The 21,313-nt window shown below is 38.8% G+C and carries 24 protein-coding genes and 1 pseudogene; all 25 read right to left on the bottom strand.

The genetic code is table 11. From position 1 onward, the window contains the following. Positions 1 to 170: 170 nt before the first annotated feature. The 25 genes and pseudogenes from PN447_RS09225 to PN447_RS09105 all read right to left on the bottom strand — a co-directional run bounded on the left by PN447_RS09225 (position 171) and on the right by PN447_RS09105 (position 21,027). The gene (locus PN447_RS09225; RefSeq protein WP_271762553.1) at positions 171 to 980 is read right to left on the bottom strand and encodes a nucleotidyltransferase family protein; all 810 of its coding nucleotides are present in this window, start codon (positions 978 to 980) and stop codon (positions 171 to 173) included. Between the two features lie 316 nt (positions 981 to 1,296). After that, on the bottom strand, positions 1,297 to 1,734 hold the full coding sequence (locus PN447_RS09220; protein ID WP_271762551.1) for a DUF29 domain-containing protein: 438 nt from the start codon (positions 1,732 to 1,734) through the stop codon (positions 1,297 to 1,299). A 242-nt stretch (positions 1,735 to 1,976) separates the two neighbouring features. Continuing rightward, the gene (gene tnpA / locus PN447_RS09215) at positions 1,977 to 2,450 is read right to left on the bottom strand and encodes an IS200/IS605 family transposase (RefSeq protein WP_271762555.1); all 474 of its coding nucleotides are present in this window, start codon (positions 2,448 to 2,450) and stop codon (positions 1,977 to 1,979) included. 391 nt (positions 2,451 to 2,841) lie between these two features. Then, on the bottom strand, positions 2,842 to 4,020 hold the full coding sequence (locus tag PN447_RS09210) for a glycosyltransferase (protein ID WP_271762549.1): 1,179 nt from the start codon (positions 4,018 to 4,020) through the stop codon (positions 2,842 to 2,844). Between the two features lie 17 nt (positions 4,021 to 4,037). Beyond that, the gene (locus PN447_RS09205) at positions 4,038 to 5,195 is read right to left on the bottom strand and encodes a glycosyltransferase family 4 protein (RefSeq protein ID WP_271762547.1); all 1,158 of its coding nucleotides are present in this window, start codon (positions 5,193 to 5,195) and stop codon (positions 4,038 to 4,040) included. A 153-nt stretch (positions 5,196 to 5,348) separates the two neighbouring features. After that, positions 5,349 to 6,680, bottom strand: a complete 1,332-nt coding sequence (locus tag PN447_RS09200) for a hypothetical protein (RefSeq protein ID WP_271762546.1) — start codon at positions 6,678 to 6,680, stop codon at positions 5,349 to 5,351. After that, the gene (locus PN447_RS09195) at positions 6,665 to 7,879 is read right to left on the bottom strand and encodes a glycosyltransferase family 4 protein (protein ID WP_271762543.1); all 1,215 of its coding nucleotides are present in this window, start codon (positions 7,877 to 7,879) and stop codon (positions 6,665 to 6,667) included. Before PN447_RS09195 ends, PN447_RS09200 begins: the two co-directional genes overlap by 16 nt. A 182-nt stretch (positions 7,880 to 8,061) precedes the next feature. Beyond that, positions 8,062 to 8,382, bottom strand: a complete 321-nt coding sequence (locus tag PN447_RS09190; protein WP_271762542.1) for an acyltransferase — start codon at positions 8,380 to 8,382, stop codon at positions 8,062 to 8,064. Between the two features lie 69 nt (positions 8,383 to 8,451). Continuing rightward, positions 8,452 to 9,180 (bottom strand): class I SAM-dependent methyltransferase, encoded by a 729-nt coding sequence (locus PN447_RS09185; RefSeq protein ID WP_271762540.1) that lies wholly within the window; start codon positions 9,178 to 9,180, stop codon positions 8,452 to 8,454. After that, positions 9,164 to 10,291, bottom strand: a complete 1,128-nt coding sequence (locus PN447_RS09180; RefSeq protein ID WP_271762539.1) for an acyltransferase family protein — start codon at positions 10,289 to 10,291, stop codon at positions 9,164 to 9,166. Before PN447_RS09180 ends, PN447_RS09185 begins: the two co-directional genes overlap by 17 nt. Continuing rightward, positions 10,281 to 11,420: a glycosyltransferase family protein gene (locus tag PN447_RS09175; protein WP_271762536.1), complete on the bottom strand. Its 1,140-nt coding sequence runs from the start codon at positions 11,418 to 11,420 to the stop codon at positions 10,281 to 10,283. The genes PN447_RS09180 and PN447_RS09175 overlap by 11 nt, the downstream gene beginning before the upstream one ends. Before the next feature lie 10 nt (positions 11,421 to 11,430). Then, positions 11,431 to 12,624 (bottom strand): glycosyltransferase family 4 protein, encoded by a 1,194-nt coding sequence (locus tag PN447_RS09170; protein ID WP_271762533.1) that lies wholly within the window; start codon positions 12,622 to 12,624, stop codon positions 11,431 to 11,433. Positions 12,625 to 12,664: 40 nt separating this feature from the next. After that, positions 12,665 to 13,483 carry an FkbM family methyltransferase gene (locus PN447_RS09165; RefSeq protein WP_271762531.1) on the bottom strand — a complete coding sequence of 273 codons (819 nt, stop codon included), beginning with the start codon at positions 13,481 to 13,483 and terminating at the stop codon, positions 12,665 to 12,667. Positions 13,484 to 13,528: 45 nt separating this feature from the next. After that, entirely contained in the window at positions 13,529 to 14,641 is a 1,113-nt protein-coding gene (locus PN447_RS09160) for a glycosyltransferase (RefSeq protein WP_271762530.1), read from the bottom strand. 7 nt (positions 14,642 to 14,648) lie between these two features. Continuing rightward, positions 14,649 to 15,320, bottom strand: a complete 672-nt coding sequence (locus tag PN447_RS09155; RefSeq protein ID WP_271762529.1) for an O-methyltransferase — start codon at positions 15,318 to 15,320, stop codon at positions 14,649 to 14,651. Positions 15,321 to 15,451: 131 nt separating this feature from the next. Next, positions 15,452 to 16,489: a glycosyltransferase family 2 protein gene (locus PN447_RS09150; protein WP_271762527.1), complete on the bottom strand. Its 1,038-nt coding sequence runs from the start codon at positions 16,487 to 16,489 to the stop codon at positions 15,452 to 15,454. A 110-nt stretch (positions 16,490 to 16,599) separates the two neighbouring features. Then, positions 16,600 to 16,945, bottom strand: a pseudogene (locus PN447_RS09145) (glycosyltransferase); the annotation flags it as partial. Positions 16,946 to 17,169: 224 nt separating this feature from the next. Then, entirely contained in the window at positions 17,170 to 17,397 is a 228-nt protein-coding gene (locus tag PN447_RS09140; RefSeq protein ID WP_271762523.1) for a type II toxin-antitoxin system HicB family antitoxin, read from the bottom strand. Continuing rightward, positions 17,394 to 17,600, bottom strand: coding sequence for a type II toxin-antitoxin system HicA family toxin (locus PN447_RS09135; RefSeq protein WP_271762521.1), 207 nt, complete (start codon positions 17,598 to 17,600; stop codon positions 17,394 to 17,396). The genes PN447_RS09140 and PN447_RS09135 overlap by 4 nt, the downstream gene beginning before the upstream one ends. 39 nt (positions 17,601 to 17,639) lie before the next feature. Continuing rightward, positions 17,640 to 17,885: a hypothetical protein gene (locus PN447_RS09130; RefSeq protein WP_271762519.1), complete on the bottom strand. Its 246-nt coding sequence runs from the start codon at positions 17,883 to 17,885 to the stop codon at positions 17,640 to 17,642. A 216-nt stretch (positions 17,886 to 18,101) separates the two neighbouring features. Then, positions 18,102 to 18,230, bottom strand: coding sequence for a hypothetical protein (locus PN447_RS09125; RefSeq protein WP_271762517.1), 129 nt, complete (start codon positions 18,228 to 18,230; stop codon positions 18,102 to 18,104). 16 nt (positions 18,231 to 18,246) lie between these two features. After that, entirely contained in the window at positions 18,247 to 18,729 is a 483-nt protein-coding gene (locus PN447_RS09120) for a DUF29 domain-containing protein (RefSeq protein ID WP_200987244.1), read from the bottom strand. 347 nt (positions 18,730 to 19,076) lie between these two features. Further along, positions 19,077 to 19,538, bottom strand: a complete 462-nt coding sequence (locus tag PN447_RS09115) for a DUF29 domain-containing protein (RefSeq protein WP_271762514.1) — start codon at positions 19,536 to 19,538, stop codon at positions 19,077 to 19,079. A 400-nt stretch (positions 19,539 to 19,938) separates the two neighbouring features. Next, positions 19,939 to 20,631, bottom strand: a complete 693-nt coding sequence (locus tag PN447_RS09110; protein WP_271762512.1) for a Uma2 family endonuclease — start codon at positions 20,629 to 20,631, stop codon at positions 19,939 to 19,941. 99 nt (positions 20,632 to 20,730) lie between these two features. Continuing rightward, positions 20,731 to 21,027 (bottom strand): hypothetical protein, encoded by a 297-nt coding sequence (locus PN447_RS09105; RefSeq protein WP_271762510.1) that lies wholly within the window; start codon positions 21,025 to 21,027, stop codon positions 20,731 to 20,733. Positions 21,028 to 21,313: the final 286 nt, after the last annotated feature.

The raw sequence follows: 21,313 nt of genomic DNA, 5'->3' as shown, positions 1-21,313 counted from the left end.
TGATAAGTTTTATAAGGTGATTTTAGACACTTCTTGATCCCCCCTAACCCCCCTTAAAAAGGGGGGAACTAGAGTCAAAGTCCCCCTTCTCAAGGGGGATTTAGGGGGATCTAAAAATATTAGATACACCATGAGGGACTTGACAAACATCCTGTAAGGGGAGAAGTCAATTACAAGTCTTCTACTTGAGATTCCAACCATTGATTAAAAAGTGCGATCGCTTCTTGAATTTTTGCTATAATCACTTCTGTTTCTTGGGCTAATTCTAATACTCTTTCTTTTCGCAATTGCAAATTATAATTATGACGTGCTAAATGTCTGAATTTACGATAATCATTTAATTTTAATAATAACGAACCTTGCCATAAAGGAGGACGATTTTCTCCACCAATTTCTGCCATTTGTAATAATAGTTGTTCATGCCAATTTTCTGCTTTCGGCATTCCATCATCTAAAGTAACAGCAACTCTTTCACTAATTCTCTCACAAGCTGTGTAAAAATCACAAATATAACTGGATAATGTGGGAGTGATAAAGATTTCTGGGACATTATCACTTTGTTCTAAAGCAGTTTTCATAGCTTGGAAATTATGCTCTAAAGCTATCATTTCATCTTCAATGCGAGTTTTTAGAGCTAAATATTTATTAGTTGGCATAGGTTTTTCTTTAAGAATCCGAGAACGCACAAAATCCGGCAGATCTTCCAATGCTACCAAATCTATTTTTAACCAATTAGGTGTGATTTTTTCCAGAAGAGAATAGGCTTCCCATTGTTGTTTTTCTGACATTCCTCTCACTGCTAAATCTAAGTCAGACTGCCAATGCCAAGGGCTTTCTCCTGATAAAGAACCAAATAATATTACCTCTTTTGCTCCCTTTTCTAGAAGGATTTGCCGACATTTTGTGGCTGTTTGTAATGCCTCTTTTTTTCTTTCTTCTAGTGTTTGATTGCTGTTTTCTGTGGTAATTTTTTCTATCATTGTGGTTAGTTCTAAGTTTATAAGATCTACATCCCTTTCTAAATAGGTTGATAGGAGGCTAATAGCTAAACAATCCGGAACACCGGAACACCGAAAGAAGGGTTTGAGTATGTACTGGGTCTTGTTCAATAATTAAGTAGGACTCCTATACAAATTATAACTTTAAATTATAACTTTGAATTATATTTTCATAAACAGAGATCATCTTTAATGCTATTTTATCCCATGTATAATTTTCTAGGATAAATTGCCGGGGCGATCGCTGTTTTTAGCATCAATTACGTAGGGCGATCGCTCAAACTCAGTTCTCACATTCTCAACTGGGGAGGAAATCTGGAGCTAGAATTTCTGCTAATGTAAAAGGACAGGATAGGGGAAATACTGTTTCCGGGAGGGATGTTTCTCTGTGGGCATCACGCAGGGATTTAGAATAAACTGTTACTAATGCTGTTTCTAAATCGCCCCGCAGACTTGGACTGTCGAGCAGTAAGGCTTCAATTTGATCTCGTTGATGATCGATGGTAGCTAACCAACTCTGGCTTTGTTTATCCGGCTGATATTGCCATTTGAGCAGGTGCATAATTAAAACCTGTAAGCGGCTGCGAAGTTGACGGCGATCGCGCTTTCCCATGCTTTCCAACTCTTGAGCAATGTGTTCTGCGTCAATTTCTGATAAACATCCCCGCCGCAATAATTCCACATTCTGATTAATCCAGGCATAAAAATCTAGGTCATATTCAGCCTCTAAACTCATGTTTTGCTCCTAGTTTTGAACCCGTTACTTAATATTAATATATATTGAGTTTCCGAGGGTGATCGCTCTGGGTTAGGGTATAAGCCGGCTGTATATATTATTGCACAGCTAGGGGATATTTGGGCGATCGTTGTTCACACATTAGGTATGGTCGATGGTTATCCACACGGGGGAGCCATCATGGATAGTTATCCACACGGGGGAGCCAGGGAATAAATTAAGAGTCTCAAAGCTAAAGTCGGTTAAAAACCGACTGGTTTTGTGTTTGGCGATGATGGTGTTCTGGGGTGGGTTGGAGGTTGGTCTAAATCTGTTGCTTGTTCTAATAATGAAATTGTGGTTCTGTTTAAATGATGGATTTTTTGATTATTAACATAATCTATGGCTGTGGATAATTGATGACCACCCAGGGAAAATATACCATATCCTTCTTGCCAAATAAATTTCTGTGGTAAGTTTGGCAATGAATGATTGTAATAATAACCGCTACTTCCCTTTAAACTTTTCACACATTCGGCAATAGATAGTTTAGGGGGTATAGAAATTACCAAATGAATATGGTCTTCAACTCCACCAATAGCATGAATAATACAACCCAGATGATCAGCTTTACCAATTAAATAACCATATACCTCATTTTCTATCTCATGACTAATTAAAGGCTCACGTTTTTTAGTCGCCCAAACAATATGATAATATAACCGCCATAAAGCCATAATTAAATTGATAAATTTAAGAGGTTGTTTCAAAAGTTTTTTATTGTCATCAATGACAATTGATCCCCCCAACCCCCCTTAAAAAGGGGGGCTAAATTCTTTAAAGTCCTCCTTGAAAAGCGTGATTTAGGGAGATTTGAAAATATTTGATACATCATGAGAGACTTCTAAAACATCCTCTAATCAAAATAACCTCAACCCTCTTCCTAGTCGGTTTTTAACCGACTTGAGCTTTGAGACGGGGAATTCATTCCCCGGCTCCCCCGTGTGGATAATTATCGACTATACCTAATGTGTGGAAACCCATGGACCGGCTGTGGTGTGTGGATAACGATCGCCCCTGGCTGTGGTGTGTGGATAACGATCGCCCCTGGCTGTGGTGTATGGATAACTATCGCCCCGGGATCCCCTGTCCCTGAATATCCTGATAAACCGCCGCCATTTTAGCGGCGATCGTATCCCATGTATAATTATCCAGGATAAATTCCCTAGCGCGATCGCCCATTTCCTTAGCTGCAATGGGGTCTTGCAAAAGTTGAATTAAAGCGTCAGCTATTTTATCAGCGTCAATATCTACAATACTCGCCGCCTTAGCCGTACCAGCTTCGGGGAAGTTGCAGCCAGTGGTAATAACACAGGGTAAACCAGTGGCCATACCCTCTAACACTGACATACTAAATCCTTCAGAATAGGAAGGCGCAACATAGATATCAGCAGCAGCTAAAGCTGCATATTTTAAAGTACCTGTCAACATTCCCGTAAAGGTGACAGCATCCCTACAACCTGCTTTTATAAAATAGCTTTCAGCAGTGGGTAAAAATCCGGTATTATCAGGGCCAGCCACAATCAAGTGAGCGTCAGTAAATTTCTTCAGTGCTTGAGCAAAAGCAGGAGCTAATAAATCTAATCCCTTTTTCGGGTCAATACGTCCTAAAAATATAATTAGTGTTTTATCGCGAGTTTGCGGAAATTCTTGATAAAAAATCTCTGAACTAGGAAGAGATACAAAATCTTGTCTATGGATACCATTAGGTATAAAAACTAAGCGAGTTTTTAAGCCAAGACTTTTAACATGACGAGATTCAGTAGAAGCTGTCATCTGCAAAGCTTGAGATCTTTGTAGTAATGGCTTTTCTAAAAAACTAAAGTACAGTTTTTTCTTCCAAGCTTTATAAGCTAATGCCCAAGGTTCCATCATACCATGTGGAGCAGAAATATAAGGAACTTTACGAAACTGGCATATCAAATGAGCGGCTAGAATTGGATAGGAAAAGATAGCATTAGTATGTACTATGTCATAGTTAGATACATTTTTAAACAACCATTTCGTCATTGAGCCAGTAAACTTATAATCAAACAAATCCAAGTATGAAAAATACTGGATTCGATAACCATTTTTTCTTATCCATTGGTTTAAAGGTACATCTAAACTGGTTGAACCATTTGCATGAGTAGCGATAATATCAACACTAACATTTAATTTAGCGATTGATTGCGCTAACTCAAGAACTATTTTTGTTGGTCCGCCATAGACTTCTCCCAAGGCGGGGATAACCATTAATATTTTCATATTTATTGATTTTTTTATTATTTATGTGCTAATGCATACTCAACTGCTTGGGTGAGTCCCTGAGCAAAATAATCAGGGGAAAACTTTTGAATATGTGTCAAAGCTGCGTCACTCATTTTGTGTAAATCAATTTCTCCAGAACTCATTTTCACCATCAAGTTAGTTAGCTGTTGCACATTTTCTGGGTCAAACCCAAACCCATTGACACCCTCAATGATTAAATCCTCATAACAGCCACAACGATTAGATACTAATACTGGTAAACCAGCAGCCATCGCCTCATTGACCACTAACCCCCATTGTTCTTGTATGCTGGCGTGAATGAAACAGCTACCATGGGCGAAGTAAGGTAAAAGTTCATTTTGTTGCAGAAAGCCGGGAAGATGAACATAATCTGCAATTCCTGCTTGGGTAATTTGTGCTTCTAGTTGTGAACGTAATTCCCCATCACCACACAGCACTAAATCCCAGGGTTTATCCCCAGACAATTGCCGATAAGCACCATAGGCTGAAACTAAAAATGGCAGATTTTTTTTGGTAACAAATCTATTAATAGCTAAAAAGAAAGGTTTATCTAATGGAGGAGATAAAGATTTGATTTGACTGGGGTGGAAAGCATCATTACCCACCACATTGTAACCTAAAAATATCGCCTCTGGGCGCATGCCCAACTTAATTAAATAACGTTTGTGTGGCTGTCCTCCTACTAGGGCGGATGTATATCTTGTAATTAACCATGCTTTGATTTTTTCAATCCACCAAGAACGGGGTGCATCATCTTCTTTTGTCTCAGACAACAAAATAGCAGGTTTACCATGCCAAAGACACCAAAATAAAGCAGCTACCATCGCAGGACGAGCATAGCCAGCAATGACAAAAATATCGGATTGGCTTTTTGCTAAAGTTGAATATAGATGTTTAATTATTTCCCAAACGCTGCTTTTTTCTATAGGTTTGTCGCTGATGGCTGAATAAATCTCAAAATTTATATCTTCTCTGGTTGTCTTCCAGGGATATTCTTTTTCATAACGAGCCAATTCAATACCCAAGGACAGCCAGCCTAGTTTTAAACAACTGTTTTGAAAAGAACCCACTCTAGCGAAATGATAAGGCCCGTAATTAGTGAAAATTACTGCTATTTTCAAGTTATTCTTAGAGGTTGTTTGGAAAGTCATGATTAGTGTATCTAATATTTTTAGATCCCCCTAAATCCCCCTTGAGAAGGAGGACTTTGACTCTAGTTCCCCCCTTTTTAAGGGGGGTTAGGGGGGATCAAGAAGTGTCTAAAATCACCTTATAAAACTTATCAAACATCCTCTTACTGTCAATCATCGGTTAGAATAGTAATAATTAGGAATTTTCGGTCTGCGCCGACTCTCAATAGTTTCTAAGTAGCGGACAACAACATAACCAAAAATCATAGGCCAAAGTACCAATAGTGTAATATCCCGCCCTAAATTGGGTGTCAAGCCTAAACCTACTAAAAATAATCCTAGCCGGAGAACTGATGCTCTTTGATTCCACAGTCGAGCGAGGAAAGCCGCCCAAACAGACATTAAAATCGCCGGTGCTACTGGCCCGAACCAAGGACCAAAATTCATAATTCCTCGCCCAATAAACCCGGCGGCGATGGTGGCTTGAATCCCACTACCAGGGTTTCGCAGGAGATTATATTCGTGTCCTAAAAGTGGTTTATTTGGCCAGAGAAATCTGGGAATAATATTTAAGGCTTCCGCTAGATACTCACTCCCATACTGTAAATTTAGTTTTCCTGCTTCGTAAAATTTATTGATATAAAATAACTCTTCAGCCATATTTAAACCCAGATGCTTGGTATCAGAACTTACAGTTGCATTACCTTGGAAATAGGCATTAATATCTGTATTCCGCAAGGTAATGACAATTAACATTAAGTAGTTAACCGCCATAAATAAACCAACGGAAATTGCTGCTTTCAACCACCACTTTTGACGAGAAGTTAATATATATGTCATATATGCTGGCATAGCTACAGCCAGAAAGGCATTGCGTGTTCCCGAAAGATAAAAAGCAGGCCAGGTGATAATAATCAAAAAGAAATTGATTAACTTGGCTTGGGGTTGACGTTGAAAGAAAATTATCACCCCAAACATGGCACATATTAAAGCATAAGTATACCCAGCCGCAGAAACAATAAAATCAGTTTGTCCTCCGACTCCCGCCCGACTCCACATTTGAGGAGCCCAGCGCCCACCTTGAGGAAATAAGGCTTGTGAAATATCCCAGTTTACGCGACTCACACCATAAATGAGTAAGAGTATCCAGAACACCATTAAGATTTGCAGGAGGCGATGGGGATATAAGGTAAACCAATTAGCGGCGGTGACTTGAGATGAATATTTGCCGATACTGCGGGTAATGCTGGGCAGTAAGCACCGGAATACAATTAAGAAAATGCAGACTTGATAATACCCTTGCTCTAAGATAGAGTTGTTGAATTTTACTAAGCTCTCCGGAGTATAAATTACTTCGGTAAAGTACCACATTCCTGTGGTGAGATAAATCATCAAAGCAGGTATAGCCCAACTCCAAGACATTTTACTTACTGCTTCCACAGAGAATAACAGTAATAGTCCAGCAGCTAGGTAATAACTAAAAGGGATTTCTAGATTTGTGGGCATGGTGAAAGTTTGAGTAGGTGTTCTGCAAGGTTGTTGAGTGTGAAGTTGCTAATTTCCGAGTTATTTGCTAACAATGTGAGAGTTTGGGGAGCATCAAGACAGAACTTTAGCATATTAGCGATCGCTTCCCCACTAATTGCATCTAAAAGCCAACCATTAACACCATCTACAACGACTTCCCCACAGCAACGAGAAGCAATAATAGGCAATTTCCAGGCTTGTGCTTCTAATTGAGTCAATCCAAACCCATCGGAGAGAGTCGGAAACAGAAAAATATCTGCCAGCTGATAATATTTGGCTGTTTCGCTGCGGTTAACACGACCTACCCAACGTACTTGGGTGTGGTTTTGCCAATATGAAGGAATTTCAATTCTGGGACCTCCTACAATCCAAAATTCAATGGGATATCCTTCTAGGTATTTTATAGATTCTAAAACAGAAGTAATTCCTTTTCTTAAAATCACTTGACCTAAAAATAGCACCCGCAAAGGTCGGTCTTGATTAAATAATTTGGGATAAATGCGGATAAAATTATTAGCTGCTTCTGGGGGAGTATAAACTAGAGGTAATATTTGCAGCTTCTGTGATTCAACTCCCGATTTTTCTAGTAGTTGATGTGACCAATGGGAATTTACCACAATGGCATCAGCTAGTTGACATTCTTCTTGCCAGGTTTGCCAATATTCATCTGGTGCAGGTTGCCAACTCGGAGAATATTCGGGATATTTTTGATACTCTTGAATAACAATTTTTTCTTCCCACAAACCCGGATCAATTTGACCTAAGACAGTATACCAGCCTTGTGATTTAGCAAATTTAAATAATTCTAATGCAGCGTAGCTATAAGAAAAGAGAATTGGAGGGGTACTGAATTTTCGAGTTAGTTGTTTGAGTTTATTAATTGCTTGTTTTTGAAACCAGTGATTCCGGGTAATGATTGTTTCCCACTCACCACACTTTTGTAATTTTTGATTCAGTTCAAAACTAAGGAGGGAGGTGTTAAAGGCGTGGACCTTGGACTCAGGTAGTTGATTATGAAAGCGCTCTCTGATTCCTGATTTGCTAATTATTTGCAATGGAGATAAAGGAGTTACCCAAGCATCTGTAATTAAGTGAGCTAACTTTTGCCGTTGATGTAATGCTCTGGGAATGGCATAATGTTCTCTAGCTCCAATTTGGCAGCAAATCCAATTAGACATAATTGATAATAGTTGACGGTTGACGGTTCACTGTTGAATCTCCTTGTGCATTGGCATTGGTGATACAAAATTTGAGCAATTAATGACTCTATTCTTAATAGACAATGAACTTTATCTGGGTAAAACACAAAAATTGTAAAGTTTTATTGCAGGCTTCAACACTTCTGTTAATAATATTTATATCAAAGTAGCCAAGGGAAATAATTTAGCTGATAGGTGAGGTTAGCTGATCTTTGCCCAATTACTCTGGCGGGGTTCCCTGCTACAATAGTATAAGCTTCTACATCTTTTGTCACGACCGCACCCGCACCAACTACAGCACCTTCTCCAATAGTAACCCCTGGTAAGATTATTACACGATAGGCAATCCAGGCGCGATCGCCTATGATTACATCTCCACCCCGGTCAGCAAAGTCTGGGGACTGTGGATCATGGCCTAATGTGAGAATAGTAGCTTCAGATCCAATGGAAACATCAGAACCAGTTTTTATAGTGATTATCAAAAGATTAATTAGATAAAACACAAAGTTTATTTTGCTTGGCAAGAAGCCAAAGTAAATAACTTGAATAATTTATGTTGATGCTTTTTTCTCGAAGGCAATTAAAAGCAAATGAGCAGATGACAGAATCTGACCCAGTTTACTATCACTATCTCCACCTGTAGTCATGATACGTAGTTTTTGCCAGTCTTGATAAAGAGTTGATAAGCTTTGATAAACTGAGTAAGAATAAGCTAATCCATCTCCTTCGCTGATGGTATAACCCTTGCCTTTGGTTTTAAACCAATCTGCTATCTTCCAAAACCCAAGAGAGAATATCAAGTATTTTAGTAATCGCAATAGAGGGCTTCCCTGTCCCATAAAGTTACAGTCAGAAATACAGACCATTTTAGTAGCAACTCTTGACATTTCTTGAATTACTTTTTCGGGTTCTCTCACATGATGGAGTACAGCAAATTCACAAACTACATCAAAGCTATTGTCAGCAAAAGGGAGGTTGTAACCATCACCATCTACTAACTCTTCTGATAAGATGCCTTTAGAGTAACCCTGTTCACGAAGTTCTTTAACTGGTTCAATACCTTTAATCACTAGGTTAGGAAACCGACGCTTTAGCCAAAGCACTGTGCGACCAGTACCAGCACCAACATCTAAAACACTACGAATTTGATAAAACTCTATATAACTTGCTAATAGATGCAAAGCTAAGATATGTTCTTGCTCTTTCTCAACATGAACTTCATCATATAGACTGGCTGTTTGGGCATAATACTGACGTTGAATATCAATTTCTTGAGTCATATTTAGGCTTTGTGTTGGTAGGTGGAATTTCTAAAAAATGGTTAAATATTAGTGATATTGGTACAGTAACCATGAGCACTAAAAACAATAGCAGAAAAAATGTGCTAAATGTATTAAATGGTGAAGGAGTTAATGCTGATCTAATGTAGGGAATAAAAATCTGGTGTAATAAATAAACGGGATAACTCAATTTTCCTAAAAGGAATATTATAGACCACCAGCTATAACTTATATTTATTTCTTTAATAACTAAGCTCCAAATCATCAAACCAATTAAACAACCTAAAACAGGTTCGTAAACTAAATTACCTGAAGAACCTAATGGTAACCAAATTAAGACAAGTAAACAATATAGAGAGATATAATTAACAGGGAAATAGTTTTTTTGAGCTACTTTTTGAGCTACCCATGCTCCCATACACCACTCAAACCAACGTTGAGGAGAATTAAACCACAAAACAGATCGTAAGTCTTGATCTATTAAATCATCAGTAAAATATTGACTGATTAGACGACTAATTAATGTGAATAAGATGACAACTAATAAAGCCCGATTAATTCCCCAAAGTTGAGCTAACTTATAAAAAATAGGGTAAAGCAGATATAGCTGTACTAATGTTCCCACAAACCACAGTGCCGGAATAATGCCAAAAAACGTTTTAGGACTGAGAGTATGGAGAAATAATAAGTGAGCAATGATATCCCAAATTGGTGGTAAATAGGCAAATATGTTTTGTTGACGAATTAAACCCCAAGCACTGTTAATAACTAGAGAAAGAAGAATTGCTCCTAAGTAGGCAGGATAGAGTCGTTGCAAACGACGAAAAATAAACTTACTCCATATCGGTTGAAATTCTGCGTCATTAATTAGTTTTTTTGCTTGAGAATAATGGATACCAAAACCACTTAGCACAAAAAATATGCTGACACCTAATGTTCCTCCGTATCTGAGCCAGTTAATCCAGGTTATTGAAGAATCAATCAAACTCGGTTCAGAGTTTGCAGGCAGAACATGAAAAGCAATAATAGCTAAAATTGATATTCCTTTAATAATATCAAGACTCCAAAAGCGGGATGTTTGAGGAATATCAGGCTGGAGATTAGCATTCATATTGTGCCAGCAACTTTATTAAGGTTTCAGATCGCGCTTGCCAGGTTTGCTGTTCAGCAAATTTTAATTGTTGAGTGCTTTTATAAAATGCCTCTTGAGTGCCGCTCAAACTCAGTTGTTGCCTAATTAAATTAATTGCTGCTTCTGGAGAATGAAATACACTAATCCACTCTGGATAAAGTCGGCATTCTGGAACATCGGTACTGAGCATGGGACGACCAGTGGCAATACCATCCATTACCTTTGTCGGACAAGCTGCCTGATTAAAGGGATGGGTAATATCATAGGGCATCCAGTTGACTGCAAATGACCAGTAATACTGCGCGACTTGTTCTTGAGGAATTTTATTAATGTGACGAACATTAGATAATGATAGCACGGCTTCACGATCTGCCATCCAATTTTCTTTACTCAAACCTCCAGCAAATCCATCCAGCCCCCCTACAAAAATAAAAGTTATGTCTGGACAGGCTTGAGCTACCTGTAACACCAGTTTCCAGTCCACTCGCTCAATCAAATTGCCTATATAACCAACTGTCATTGATTCAGGTAGTTTTTCTGGCTCAGGATTTAGGTAAGATTCCACTACTCCTAGAGGAAAGTGATGAATGGCTTCAGCCCGATGGGGATAACGCTGTCGTAAAGCTTCGACTTGGAATTGAGCAATACAGAGAATAATTTTGGCTCTGTTAACTAATTCCGCCTCCTGACGCAAAATTTGCTCTTTACGTGAGGGTTGATAATAAATATATTCGTCAAGGTTGTAATAAATTAACCGTTCCGATGGAATTTGGCGTACCCACGGTGCTGAAAATGGATAGGGTACAATGACCCAAGGTGTTATTCCAGATTGTTTCTCTAAACTCCGACACCAATGTTTAACTTTCCCGTTCAAGTAGGGCTGAAATATTTTCTCCAGACTACCAGCATAACCTGGAGGAAGTAATTGCATTGTGCGCTGTAAAAAAAGGGGTGTAGGTGAATTTGGCCACTTTGGTTTTAGACGACGGTAATTCAGCCAATCATAGGAACGAGTGGCATGGGTAGGAAAATCTTTAGCAAGAGCTTCTGCTAAAGCATATACCCAAGGGGTATTGGCAACGAGGAATAAAAAGCTAAGATGAGACATATTGAATATACTATAAGCCCCGAAAATCACGGAGTAAATAACCAAGCTGAGGCGATCGCCCGACAAAATCTCTAATTGCTGAACGCACGGGGCTGGGTAGGAGTTGAAAGCGACGAATTGGAGGCTTGTAATTAGTCGGTTTCTGACCCTCTTTGCTCCTGCTAATAGTTGGGAGTGAAGATACTTCTTTTATGAGAGACTCATAGTGTTTCCACATCACGGTTGCATCAAAATTTGATCGTGCTTGCTCAATTACATTATTCGCAAAAGCTTCATACTCATTACAGGCTCGAAAAACTTGGTTAGCTAGAATCTTGATGTCTCCTAATGGTGCAAAAAGTGCAGTCTTATTTGCTGAAACAATCTCCTTTGTGCCTGTCTCAATATCCCAAGCAACGGGAATACATCCCATACTCATTGCTTCAATTGTTGCCATTCCAAATGGCTCGACACGACTGAGCATCAATATAACTTTGGCAGATGAAGCTATATTAAAAATTACATCACGCTCAACGTGACCATGAATGTAAATATGTTCAAAATCAGGTAATTGTTTAATTTTAATTTGAAAGGTAGGAGATATATTTCCAAACCAATGAAGGTTTCCGATAAAGCCATGATTGGAAAGCTCACTCCAAATTTTAAGGGCATCAAATGCGCCCTTACGGGGGTTATCACCTCCTAAAAATATAATGTCATCTTTTCGGGATATAGGTTGTTGCAAGTCAGAAAAATTACAGCCATTTAAAATGACAGAAAGTTTTTGGGAATTTTTTATATATTGTCTAAACTCACGAGCTACTGTTTCTGAAACAGCAACAACTGCATCTAAATCACTTTCTTGTTTAACTGATGCTTTCCAGTAGCGGTAAGCAGTATCATGAACAACATAGATACATTTGATTGTAGAAGGTAGATAAGGAATTACAGCATCTGTCTGTTCGCATCCATTCAAAAGTAATACATCTTGAGGGTGATCAGATAACCAATTTATTAATTCTACAGGAGTTTCTTCTGCTAAACCTTCTAGCCCGAAGGAAGCAACACGGAAAGGAAGATTATTAGCTGTCAGCCTTGATGTAGGTTCAAGTACAAGTAATAATGTGGTTTCGTAACCGGCTTTGGCAGCTTGCTCACAGCACGATATGGCTACTGAAGCCACTCCACCACTACGATCATCAGGAATAAGCCAACATAGTTTCATAATTATTTATTTGTGTAAAAAATAATTGTTATTCAATCATTTATTTTGGACAAATTGCTAACCAATTATCTAAAATAACTGAATCTATCTGTGAGATATTACCTTCTACTAAAGAGCCATTTTCTATTAGTTTGTAAATAGAATAACCATGATCCAACAAAATTTGAGTTGGTTTTTTCGGATCAAGTCCAGCTTTTTTAGCATTGTTTGGACAAACTTCATAATAAATGAGGTTAACTCTTTTCTCCCGTAGTAGTTCTATTGCTCCTGAAAATACCAGTTCTTCATAACCTTCTACATCAACTTTTAAAAAAGAAATATTTTCTATAGAGTGGCTTTTTGCATAATTATCAAGAGTTATACAAGGTAGGTTAATTAAATGCTCTCCTTCCTGAGAAATGCTAGTTGTACCTCGGTAGGTCGGATCTGCATTAAAAGCAATTTCACCATTATGATCTGCAACTACTATATTTTGCAGTAGGACATTATTACATTTATTCAATTCAGTATTTTTTTTCAAAGACGAAAATGTTGAGGGATTTGGCTCAAAGGAATGAACTTTTCTTGAGAAAAAGCGTTTAGCTAATATAAGCGATACAACTCCTAAATTTGCACCTACATCTATCAAGTCACCATCTGTTAAGCTATAGTGATTCAAAAAAATCCTCTCTGCATCACTAACAAAATGTGTACAGGAATGAAATTCACTAAAACCACTTAGTCCTACAATACGGATATCATCGGGAAGTAACCTAACGGCTTCTCCTTTGTTTTGCCATTTACTTACTTGGTACTCATAGTAATCACCAAATAACTTTGGATTTTGGAGTAATGTTAAGCCATTTCTAATCAGTTTCATCGTATTTATACTTAAATTGGGTGAAGGATTCAATCTGAAATAATCTTACTGGGAATTGGTGTTAATTACAGCAGTCCAAGCTCGATGACCAGATTGCATATCAAAACCAGAAAAGTATCTGGCACGAATTTTTTCGCTATCGATAGAACCATTTGCTACCTTTTCTAGAGCAATGGTGAGTGCTTGATTCAGTTCCTCTGGATGATCAGGTGAAACTAACAAACCAATCTCTGGATATCCCTCATATAAGTCAGGAATTCCCCCTACTTTTGCTGCTACACAAAAGCGTCCAGCTTGCATCAATTCTAATAGTGTGAAGCATGGTCCACCTTCAAACCGAGAAGGATAAACAAATAAATGGCAATTTGCCATGATCTTGGGTAGGTCTTGGCGATGATCGTAAGCACCATGAAAAATAACTTGCTGTGTAATTCCTAGTTCTTCCGCTAATTTTTCCAGTTGAGGTTGGTCTGCTCCACGCCCATAGAGGTGTAGCTCTACTGGCTTTTGATTGTTCACTAAGGTGGCGATCGCTTGGAGTAAAGTATCAAGATTCTTTTGTTTTATGTCTAATCTTCCTAAAAATCCTATTTTCCAAGGTGGACTGGGAGGTAAAGAAACTATTTCGGGAAATAGCAATAAGTTGTGATACGGCACAACATGAACTTTGCCTGTGTAACCATATATCTGTTTAAACTGATCTACAGTACATTGGGAGACAGAAATCACAGCATCTGTTTCAGCTACAGCCTCACAGAATTTTTGTCCGTGTGGTGAAAGTGGAGGAAGAAACTCTGGAGCAAGCATCCAACTAGCAGCAATTCTCGCACCACGCTGATGAACCAGACGTACCATGTTTAAATATAATTGTGGCATGGGTTGGCGCACACAGTACACCCAATCACCGGGCTTTAACTGAGTACCCAACCAAGCAAGCATTAATCGTTGTCTTACTAACCAGCGATCGCCCCATACTCTAGGTTGACGGTATACATGGATACCTATTTTGACTAATTCATCAACCAACGGACAAGATTCTAACTCAGCTACTACGACACAAAACGGTATTTTTTCTTGGTGTAAATGTGTTGCTAGTGCGTGCAAATAAGTTTCTATGCCACCTGCGCGGTATAAAACATCGGAGTAGAGGAAAATCATTAATTTTCTATCCTCGTAGTGAGGTTGTTTCCCAAACTTCGACTAGAGTGGGATTGGTATTTGATTGAATGGCTTGGAGATAACGCTGTTTTTGTGATCCTGCCCAAGCTGGTGAGTAAATGGCTACATCTGAACCCATGATATGAGCGATGGGTAATTTTGTAGATAACTCTTTTAGATACTCAGGAACGCCATTTTTTCCGTCAAAATAACCCCAGTTAGCATAATCATGCCAGAGGAAAAAGCCGTTAGGCGAAAGCAAGGGCAAAAGTAGTTCTGTATCATGTTTCACGCTCCCATAGGAGTGATCCGCATCGAGAAAAATGAAATCATAAGATCCAGGTACATCTTGCTGAAAAATTTCTTTGCTAGTTTCACCAACTCTTCTTTCAATCATGGAGGAGTAAGGTGTATTTCGGTAAGCTTCACCATGGTCTGGATATTGATCTACTGTAACAATTTTGGCATCTGATGTGATATGCTGGGCTAAATATAGGGCTGTATAGCCTCTAAAACTACCTACCTCCATTAGTCTTTTGGGTTGGCTGCAAACTACTACCTTTAGTAAGGAGGCGACATCTGCCAGAGGAGTAGACCAAGCTCCACGAGGGAATTGATGAAAAATGACTGGTTGATCGTCAAAGTTGTCAAATAGTTGTCCAAGCAAAATATCAGGCAAAGTCAACCTCTTTTTCAGAAAGTGACAAAGTGTCAAGTCCGCAAAAGGTCGATAGTAGAAAAAATTCTTCACAGGATTCATAGTGGTGTTTATATGACAGTACAAGGATTACAGAAAATATAATCTCTAATTCAAAAGGCTTCACGCGAAATTTGCGGATACTTTAAGTAAGAAAACAGATAAGCCCAAAAAAAACGATAGTTCCAAATGTGTGGAAAGAAGGAAAAAGACTGTTTTATAAATTCGGTTAAAGGAATATTCTGATTGTGCTGACTAGTTAATTCATCTATAACTAGATGAAATTGAAATTTGGCTCTAGATGATTTCCAGCCTCTAGGCATAATTTCCATATTTTGATAAGCAAATTTATCAAAAACTTGAAGAATCTCGGATTTAAAAGCTTGCTGCTGACTAACTGTTTTAGAGTCTGAATGCAATCTAAATTTAGCCAATATCTCATCTATCAGTTTTACTTTAAAGTTTGGCATTAGAGCTAATCTCAAATACAACTCATAGTCCATTGCATATTTCAAGGAAACATCAAGTCCGCCAACTAGACGACAGGCATAACATGACATATAAATAGAAGGCTGTGGAGTTCCCCAATGTTCCCACACACAAATCAAATTTGATACTTCTTCAAATGGCTTCGGATGCAAGTATGTCCAAAAAGGAGTAGAATCATCAAAAATATTTAATTTTCCGCTATAAACTGTTGCTGAAGGTTCCTTTGAATTTGCCTTAGAAATAGACTGTAGAGCATTTACTTCTAACAGATCATCTGAATTCAGCCAATTCCAAATCACGCCGTTACAACGATCAAAACCTTTTTGAATAGCATTAGTTTGACCATTATCTGGCTCACTCACCCAATAAGAAATCCACGGTTCATATTTGCGAATAATTTCAATTGTATTGTCTGTACTTCCGCCATCAATGATAATATATTCAAGATTTGGATAACCCTGAAGCAAAACCGAGCGAATAGTTTCTTCAATAAATTGCCCTTGATTATAGCTAGGTGTAACAATACTAATGCGTGGCCATTCCCCCCCATGGGGCATGGTATCAGGTAATGGTTGGGTTTCCTCAGTCCAAGGCCAGCCTGTTTTGCCTTCTGGGGCTGGAGGTAAGTCTTTTAAGGTTACAGCAGTGTTTACAAGTGGCATATTATTTTTTGAAAGTTATATTTTCAATTTATATTTTCAATAATTTATTAGACAAATTGAGATTCATTAACAAAATACACAATATAATAAATATTGCTGCATTATGAATATTACTTTTTATACACCTGCTGATCTGGTTCTATGTACCGTGTTACTTGCAGGTCTAAGTAATTTTCATTAATGGCGATCGCCCGACAATTTTCACTCATTGTTTTGCGTAACTGGTCATCTTTGAGTAATTGGAAAATTCTATCAGAAAAATCTTGCGTATTTTCTGGTTGAGCTAAATAACCTGTAATTCCTGGACAGACTAAATCAGGTACACCACCTATTTTAAAGGATACCATTGGTGTTCCACAAGCCATACTGTCTTGCAGAACTAGAGATAAATTATCCGCACGGGTGGGGAAAATAAACAAGTCAGCGGCAGAAAAAAGCCAGGGATTTGAGGCGATCGCACCAACGCTGCTGCAAGCAGATCGCCCCAGGGCTGCGAAGGCGATCGCACCAACGCTGCTGCAAGGCGATCGCCTAATACCCAATTAGTTTAATATTTGCCATCACCTAGACAATCTAGCCGGTTTCAACCGGCTTGAGCTTTGAGACTGGGGTTTTAACCCCTGGCTCTTGGCTGGTGCGGCTGGGTGTATCCAATACTAAAGGCGATCGCCCCTGATTGGTTATGCTACCTGAAAATATTCCCAGGCGTTTTTAGCCTGGGGTAGAGGTTGGTTATTTTCTTGGTAAAGCTGAAGATAACTGTCAATTACTTGCTGGCCATGTTTGGCTGCTTCCTCATAAGTATTCCCGTGGGTGTGGATATCTTGAAAAGGAAAGTCAGGGAGGTGGACTACATAGCAGTTATCCTCTTGAGACCAGAAAATCATCATACTATAATGTGAATTCATGGCAATTCTTCTAGTCTTGCGAGTCTTTGTTTAACTTGTTTCTCCAAGTAGATTTTAGCATCGTCACCATCCTTACCTGCAATTGTAATCGGCATATCTGGCATTTTTTCGTGAATCCAGATTGTGTGACTACCTTTACCAGTCCGTTGGATAAATCCGGCTTTTAACAACATTGCCTTTAGTTCTCGAATTTTTCTAGGCATTAAATTGTAAAGTTTTATTGCAGGATTCAACACTTCTAGTTATAAATCTATAGGCGATCGCCCCAACGCTGCTGCAAGGCGATCGCACTCCCACTGCTGCAAGTTATCCACACGGGGGGAGCCGGGGAATGAATTCCCCGTCTCAAAGCTTAAGTCGGTTAAAAACCGACTGGTTTGGCTGTACCTAATACGGGAGGCGATAGCGCTAGCGCTGCTGCAAGGCGATCGCACCAACGCTGCTGCAAGCAGATCGCCCAAGCGCCCAATGAATCTAATATTTGCCATCACCTAGACAATCTAGCCGGTTTCAACCGGCTTCAGCTTTCAGACAGGGGTTTTAACCCCTGGCTCTTGGCTGGTGTGGCTGGGTGTACCCAGTACCAAAGGCGATCGCCCCAACGCTGCTGCAAGGCGATCGCCTAATACCCAATTAGTTTAATATTTGCCATCACCTAGACAATCTAGCCGGTTTCAACCGGCTTCAGCTTTCAGACAGGGGTTTTAACCCCTGGCTCTTGGCTGGTGTGGCTGGGTGTACCCAATACCAAAGGCGATCGCACCAACGCTGCTGCAAGCATATCGCGCCAACCCTGCTGCAAGCAGATCGCACCTATTTTTTTCCTGAGACATGACTTTCAGCTTATTATTATTCCATTTCTTCAGGCAGCCAATTTTCATCTAAAGCTTGCTCAGTAGTAAAAGCTATATCTACAGGAAATATCTTCGGTTCTAGTCCGGTTTTAACAACTGTAATATCTCTAGCATCTTGATAAGCTTCGTCAAATATTTCCAGTAAGTAAGGCTTAAGACTGGGATTCCTTTTGAGCAGTTTTTTAATTTGTTTTCTTTGTTCTATAATTGTCCCTTTCCATCCTCGACTATTATAGTTTCTCTCTTGATGCCAATAAGTTAGTTTTAGTAGATGCTCAAATAATACTATTAAGCGATTTTCTAGTTGATGCTTTTGTTCATTCCCCAAGTCTTCTAACTCTGCCAATAAATTTTCCCAATCTATAAAAGTTAAATCTTGATTACGGATATTTTTAACTGTAGTTTGTATCCACTGATAAAAATCTTGTTTATACAAGTTCTTTAGCTGATTATTGGTTTCTTTCAGTGTCTGACTCATATATGTATGAACACAGAGACAATTCTCTTTATACTATAGTATATCCTCAGTCCAGACATTTTAGAGATTTTAGAGATTTTAGGCGATAGCGCTAGCGCTGCTGCAAGCAGATCGCCCAAGTGTTGCAGATCGCCCTAAGACCCAATTAATTTAATATTTGCCATCACCTAGAAAATCTAGCCGGTTTCAACCGGCTTAAGCTTTCAGACAGGGGTTTTAACCCCTGGCTCTGTAATGGTTTACCTAGCTGTGCGCCCAACACCAGAGGCGATAGCACCAGGGCTGCTGCAAGCAGATTATACTCCCACTGCTGGAAGCAAATAGTTATCGCGATGGTAAACAGGATATTATTGCCAATCTTGGCTAGTATCACAAAGAAAACTATCTGCGATCGCTGCTTCAAACCTGTAGGGACATTTTTCCGGAAAAGTTCTCAAGGGTAAGTTGGTTTCCCGTAGAGCTAAATCTACCCCCGCTGCAAAACCATCCTCTACAGCCTCAGCCATGGAAGACTTTAAGCTAGGATTGCGACGAAAATGGCGGTTGATTGCTCGGCGCTGTTCTCTGATAGTCAGAAACCAACTGCGACAACGGTTTTCTGGCTGATATTCCCACTTGAGCAGATGACCTAACAAGACAGTCAGACGACTGACTAATTCTCGGTATTCCTGTCTTCCCAACCCTTCTAATTCAGCTTGTAAATTTTGCCAGTCTAATTCTGATACTTGCCTTTGTGCTAGTGCTTGTACTTGCCACTGAGTCCAGCCATAAAAATCCTCTTCGTATCGTGAAGCTCCTTCAGAATTCATAGTCTTGATATTCAGCTTCAAGGGTAAAACTTTTACTATATATTTTACACCGGAGCCAGGGAATAAATTAAGAGCCTAATAGCTTAACCCGGTTAAAAACCGACTGGTTTGGCTGGGTGTACCCAACACCAGAGGCGATAGCGCTAGCGCTGCTGCAAGCAGATCGCTACGCAGTGCTGCATAATACCCAATTAATCTCAGAGGATGTTTGAAAAGTCCCTCATGGTGTATCTAATATTTTTAGATCCCCCTAAATCCCCCTTGAGAAGGGGGACTTTGACTCTAGTTCCCCCCTTGAGAAGGGGGGTTAGGGGGGATCAAGAAGTGTCTAAAATCACCTGATAAAACTTATCAAACATCCTCTTAAAAATATTCGGTAAAATAATTTGTCCGTTTTCATTTATTTAATTACTTGCTTGAAGTTTTTTTGATGCAAGTTTTCAATAAATTTTTGATGATTTGGTGATTGTAAGTTTTTATTTAATTCTCCTAAAACTTCAGCTAAATTAGTTTGAATTAACGATTTAGTTGATAATACTAATCCTGGAAATAATCTACTTTCAATTAAGCCTAAACTATCAGGTTCAAGTCTTCTATACTCACCTTCATGGAGATAAAACCAATCAATTTCTTGATCATACACTCGCCACACAATGTATTCTTTGACTCCATGACGACGATAGACATTTAATTTATCATGTGAATCGTAGGAAACTGTTGAGCCGGAAATTTCTACTATTAATTCGGGCGCACCTTCGATATAATCATCTTCACTAATTCGGGATTGTCCTCCTAATTCTGATTTTATTCTTAATAAAGCATCCGGTTGAGGTTCATTATCTAGATCTAATCTCACTGTGGTATTATCAGCTAACTCTACTCCGGGAGTATGGGCTACATAAGTTGCTAACCAACCCATAATTAAACTATGAGGGAATCCATGACCTTTATATCCTAAAGCTGCTGCCATATATACTACTCCATTAATTAATTCAACTTTTTGGGTTGGAGATATTTTTTGACAGCGTTTTTCAAATTCAAAACGATTTAGGCGATCGCCATTTTCTAAAGTTGGCATTATTGGGTTGATCATTGTTAGCTCTCCTAAAGTTAACATTAAGAAAATTGCTACAAAAAAGCCTCAAGTTGTTAGTTGTTGTTTAAATTCGCAAAATCGGCTTTCCAGTTGGGATCAGGGTAAGAACTGTAATTCTACTACTGCTTTTCTGACTATGTTTTCATTTCCTCCCCCTTTTAATAAAGGTAATAAACTTGATAGCTTATTCTCAAAAACTAAATTAACGTCTATTTCCCATAGATTAATAACATAATAATTTTGATAACTTTTGATTTCCCTAAATTCCGCTTCATAGAAGTTAGGAATTATTTCCCTTTGAGAGTTGGGTAAAATGTTGACCAATACCGGATAAACAGGTAAGTTATAGTTTTCTTTGGCTAGGGCGGTATAGGCATAGATTCTTACAGGCACTTGTTTATTATAACGCAATTGTAACTCATTGAGAATTAAAAATTCTCCGGCTTTGGGACTGGAGACTTTAATTAATACATCATTTTCTCTAGCTACCCATTGAAAATCAGAATTAATAATTTCCTTAACTGTTAGAGGATGTTTGGAAAGTCCCTCATGGTGTATCTAATATTTTTAGATCCCCCTAAATCCCCCTTGAGAAGGGGGACTTTGACTCTAGTTCCCCCCTTTTTAAGGGGGGTTAGGGGGGATCAAGAAGTGTCTAAAATCACCTTATAAAACTTAT

The organism is Anabaena sp. CS-542/02, assembly GCF_028331085.1.
GTDB classification, from domain to species: domain Bacteria; phylum Cyanobacteriota; class Cyanobacteriia; order Cyanobacteriales; family Nostocaceae; genus Anabaenopsis; species Anabaenopsis arnoldii.
Note: the sequence above shows the minus strand (reverse complement) of the source record. Positions and strands in the feature narration are given on the sequence as shown.

What these genes read in the sequence shown, in the direction of transcription:
- PN447_RS09225 (WP_271762553.1), bottom strand. Translation starts at nt 980, where the DNA reads ATGATAGAAAAAATTACCACAGAAAACAGCAATCAAACACTAGAAGAA.
- PN447_RS09220 (WP_271762551.1), bottom strand. Translation starts at nt 1,734, where the DNA reads ATGAGTTTAGAGGCTGAATATGACCTAGATTTTTATGCCTGGATTAAT.
- tnpA (WP_271762555.1), bottom strand. Translation starts at nt 2,450, where the DNA reads ATGGCTTTATGGCGGTTATATTATCATATTGTTTGGGCGACTAAAAAA.
- PN447_RS09210 (WP_271762549.1), bottom strand. Translation starts at nt 4,020, where the DNA reads ATGAAAATATTAATGGTTATCCCCGCCTTGGGAGAAGTCTATGGCGGA.
- PN447_RS09205 (WP_271762547.1), bottom strand. Translation starts at nt 5,195, where the DNA reads ATGACTTTCCAAACAACCTCTAAGAATAACTTGAAAATAGCAGTAATT.
- PN447_RS09200 (WP_271762546.1), bottom strand. Translation starts at nt 6,680, where the DNA reads ATGCCCACAAATCTAGAAATCCCTTTTAGTTATTACCTAGCTGCTGGA.
- PN447_RS09195 (WP_271762543.1), bottom strand. Translation starts at nt 7,879, where the DNA reads ATGTCTAATTGGATTTGCTGCCAAATTGGAGCTAGAGAACATTATGCC.
- PN447_RS09185 (WP_271762540.1), bottom strand. Translation starts at nt 9,180, where the DNA reads ATGACTCAAGAAATTGATATTCAACGTCAGTATTATGCCCAAACAGCC.
- PN447_RS09180 (WP_271762539.1), bottom strand. Translation starts at nt 10,291, where the DNA reads ATGAATGCTAATCTCCAGCCTGATATTCCTCAAACATCCCGCTTTTGG.
- PN447_RS09175 (WP_271762536.1), bottom strand. Translation starts at nt 11,420, where the DNA reads ATGTCTCATCTTAGCTTTTTATTCCTCGTTGCCAATACCCCTTGGGTA.
- PN447_RS09170 (WP_271762533.1), bottom strand. Translation starts at nt 12,624, where the DNA reads ATGAAACTATGTTGGCTTATTCCTGATGATCGTAGTGGTGGAGTGGCT.
- PN447_RS09165 (WP_271762531.1), bottom strand. Translation starts at nt 13,483, where the DNA reads ATGAAACTGATTAGAAATGGCTTAACATTACTCCAAAATCCAAAGTTA.
- PN447_RS09160 (WP_271762530.1), bottom strand. Translation starts at nt 14,641, where the DNA reads ATGATTTTCCTCTACTCCGATGTTTTATACCGCGCAGGTGGCATAGAA.
- PN447_RS09150 (WP_271762527.1), bottom strand. Translation starts at nt 16,489, where the DNA reads ATGCCACTTGTAAACACTGCTGTAACCTTAAAAGACTTACCTCCAGCC.
- PN447_RS09140 (WP_271762523.1), bottom strand. Translation starts at nt 17,397, where the DNA reads ATGAATTCACATTATAGTATGATGATTTTCTGGTCTCAAGAGGATAAC.
- PN447_RS09135 (WP_271762521.1), bottom strand. Translation starts at nt 17,600, where the DNA reads ATGCCTAGAAAAATTCGAGAACTAAAGGCAATGTTGTTAAAAGCCGGA.
- PN447_RS09130 (WP_271762519.1), bottom strand. Translation starts at nt 17,885, where the DNA reads ATGGCAAATATTAGATTCATTGGGCGCTTGGGCGATCTGCTTGCAGCA.
- PN447_RS09125 (WP_271762517.1), bottom strand. Translation starts at nt 18,230, where the DNA reads ATGTCTCAGGAAAAAAATAGGTGCGATCTGCTTGCAGCAGGGTTGGCG.
- PN447_RS09120 (WP_200987244.1), bottom strand. Translation starts at nt 18,729, where the DNA reads ATGAGTCAGACACTGAAAGAAACCAATAATCAGCTAAAGAACTTGTAT.
- PN447_RS09115 (WP_271762514.1), bottom strand. Translation starts at nt 19,538, where the DNA reads ATGAATTCTGAAGGAGCTTCACGATACGAAGAGGATTTTTATGGCTGG.
- PN447_RS09110 (WP_271762512.1), bottom strand. Translation starts at nt 20,631, where the DNA reads ATGATCAACCCAATAATGCCAACTTTAGAAAATGGCGATCGCCTAAAT.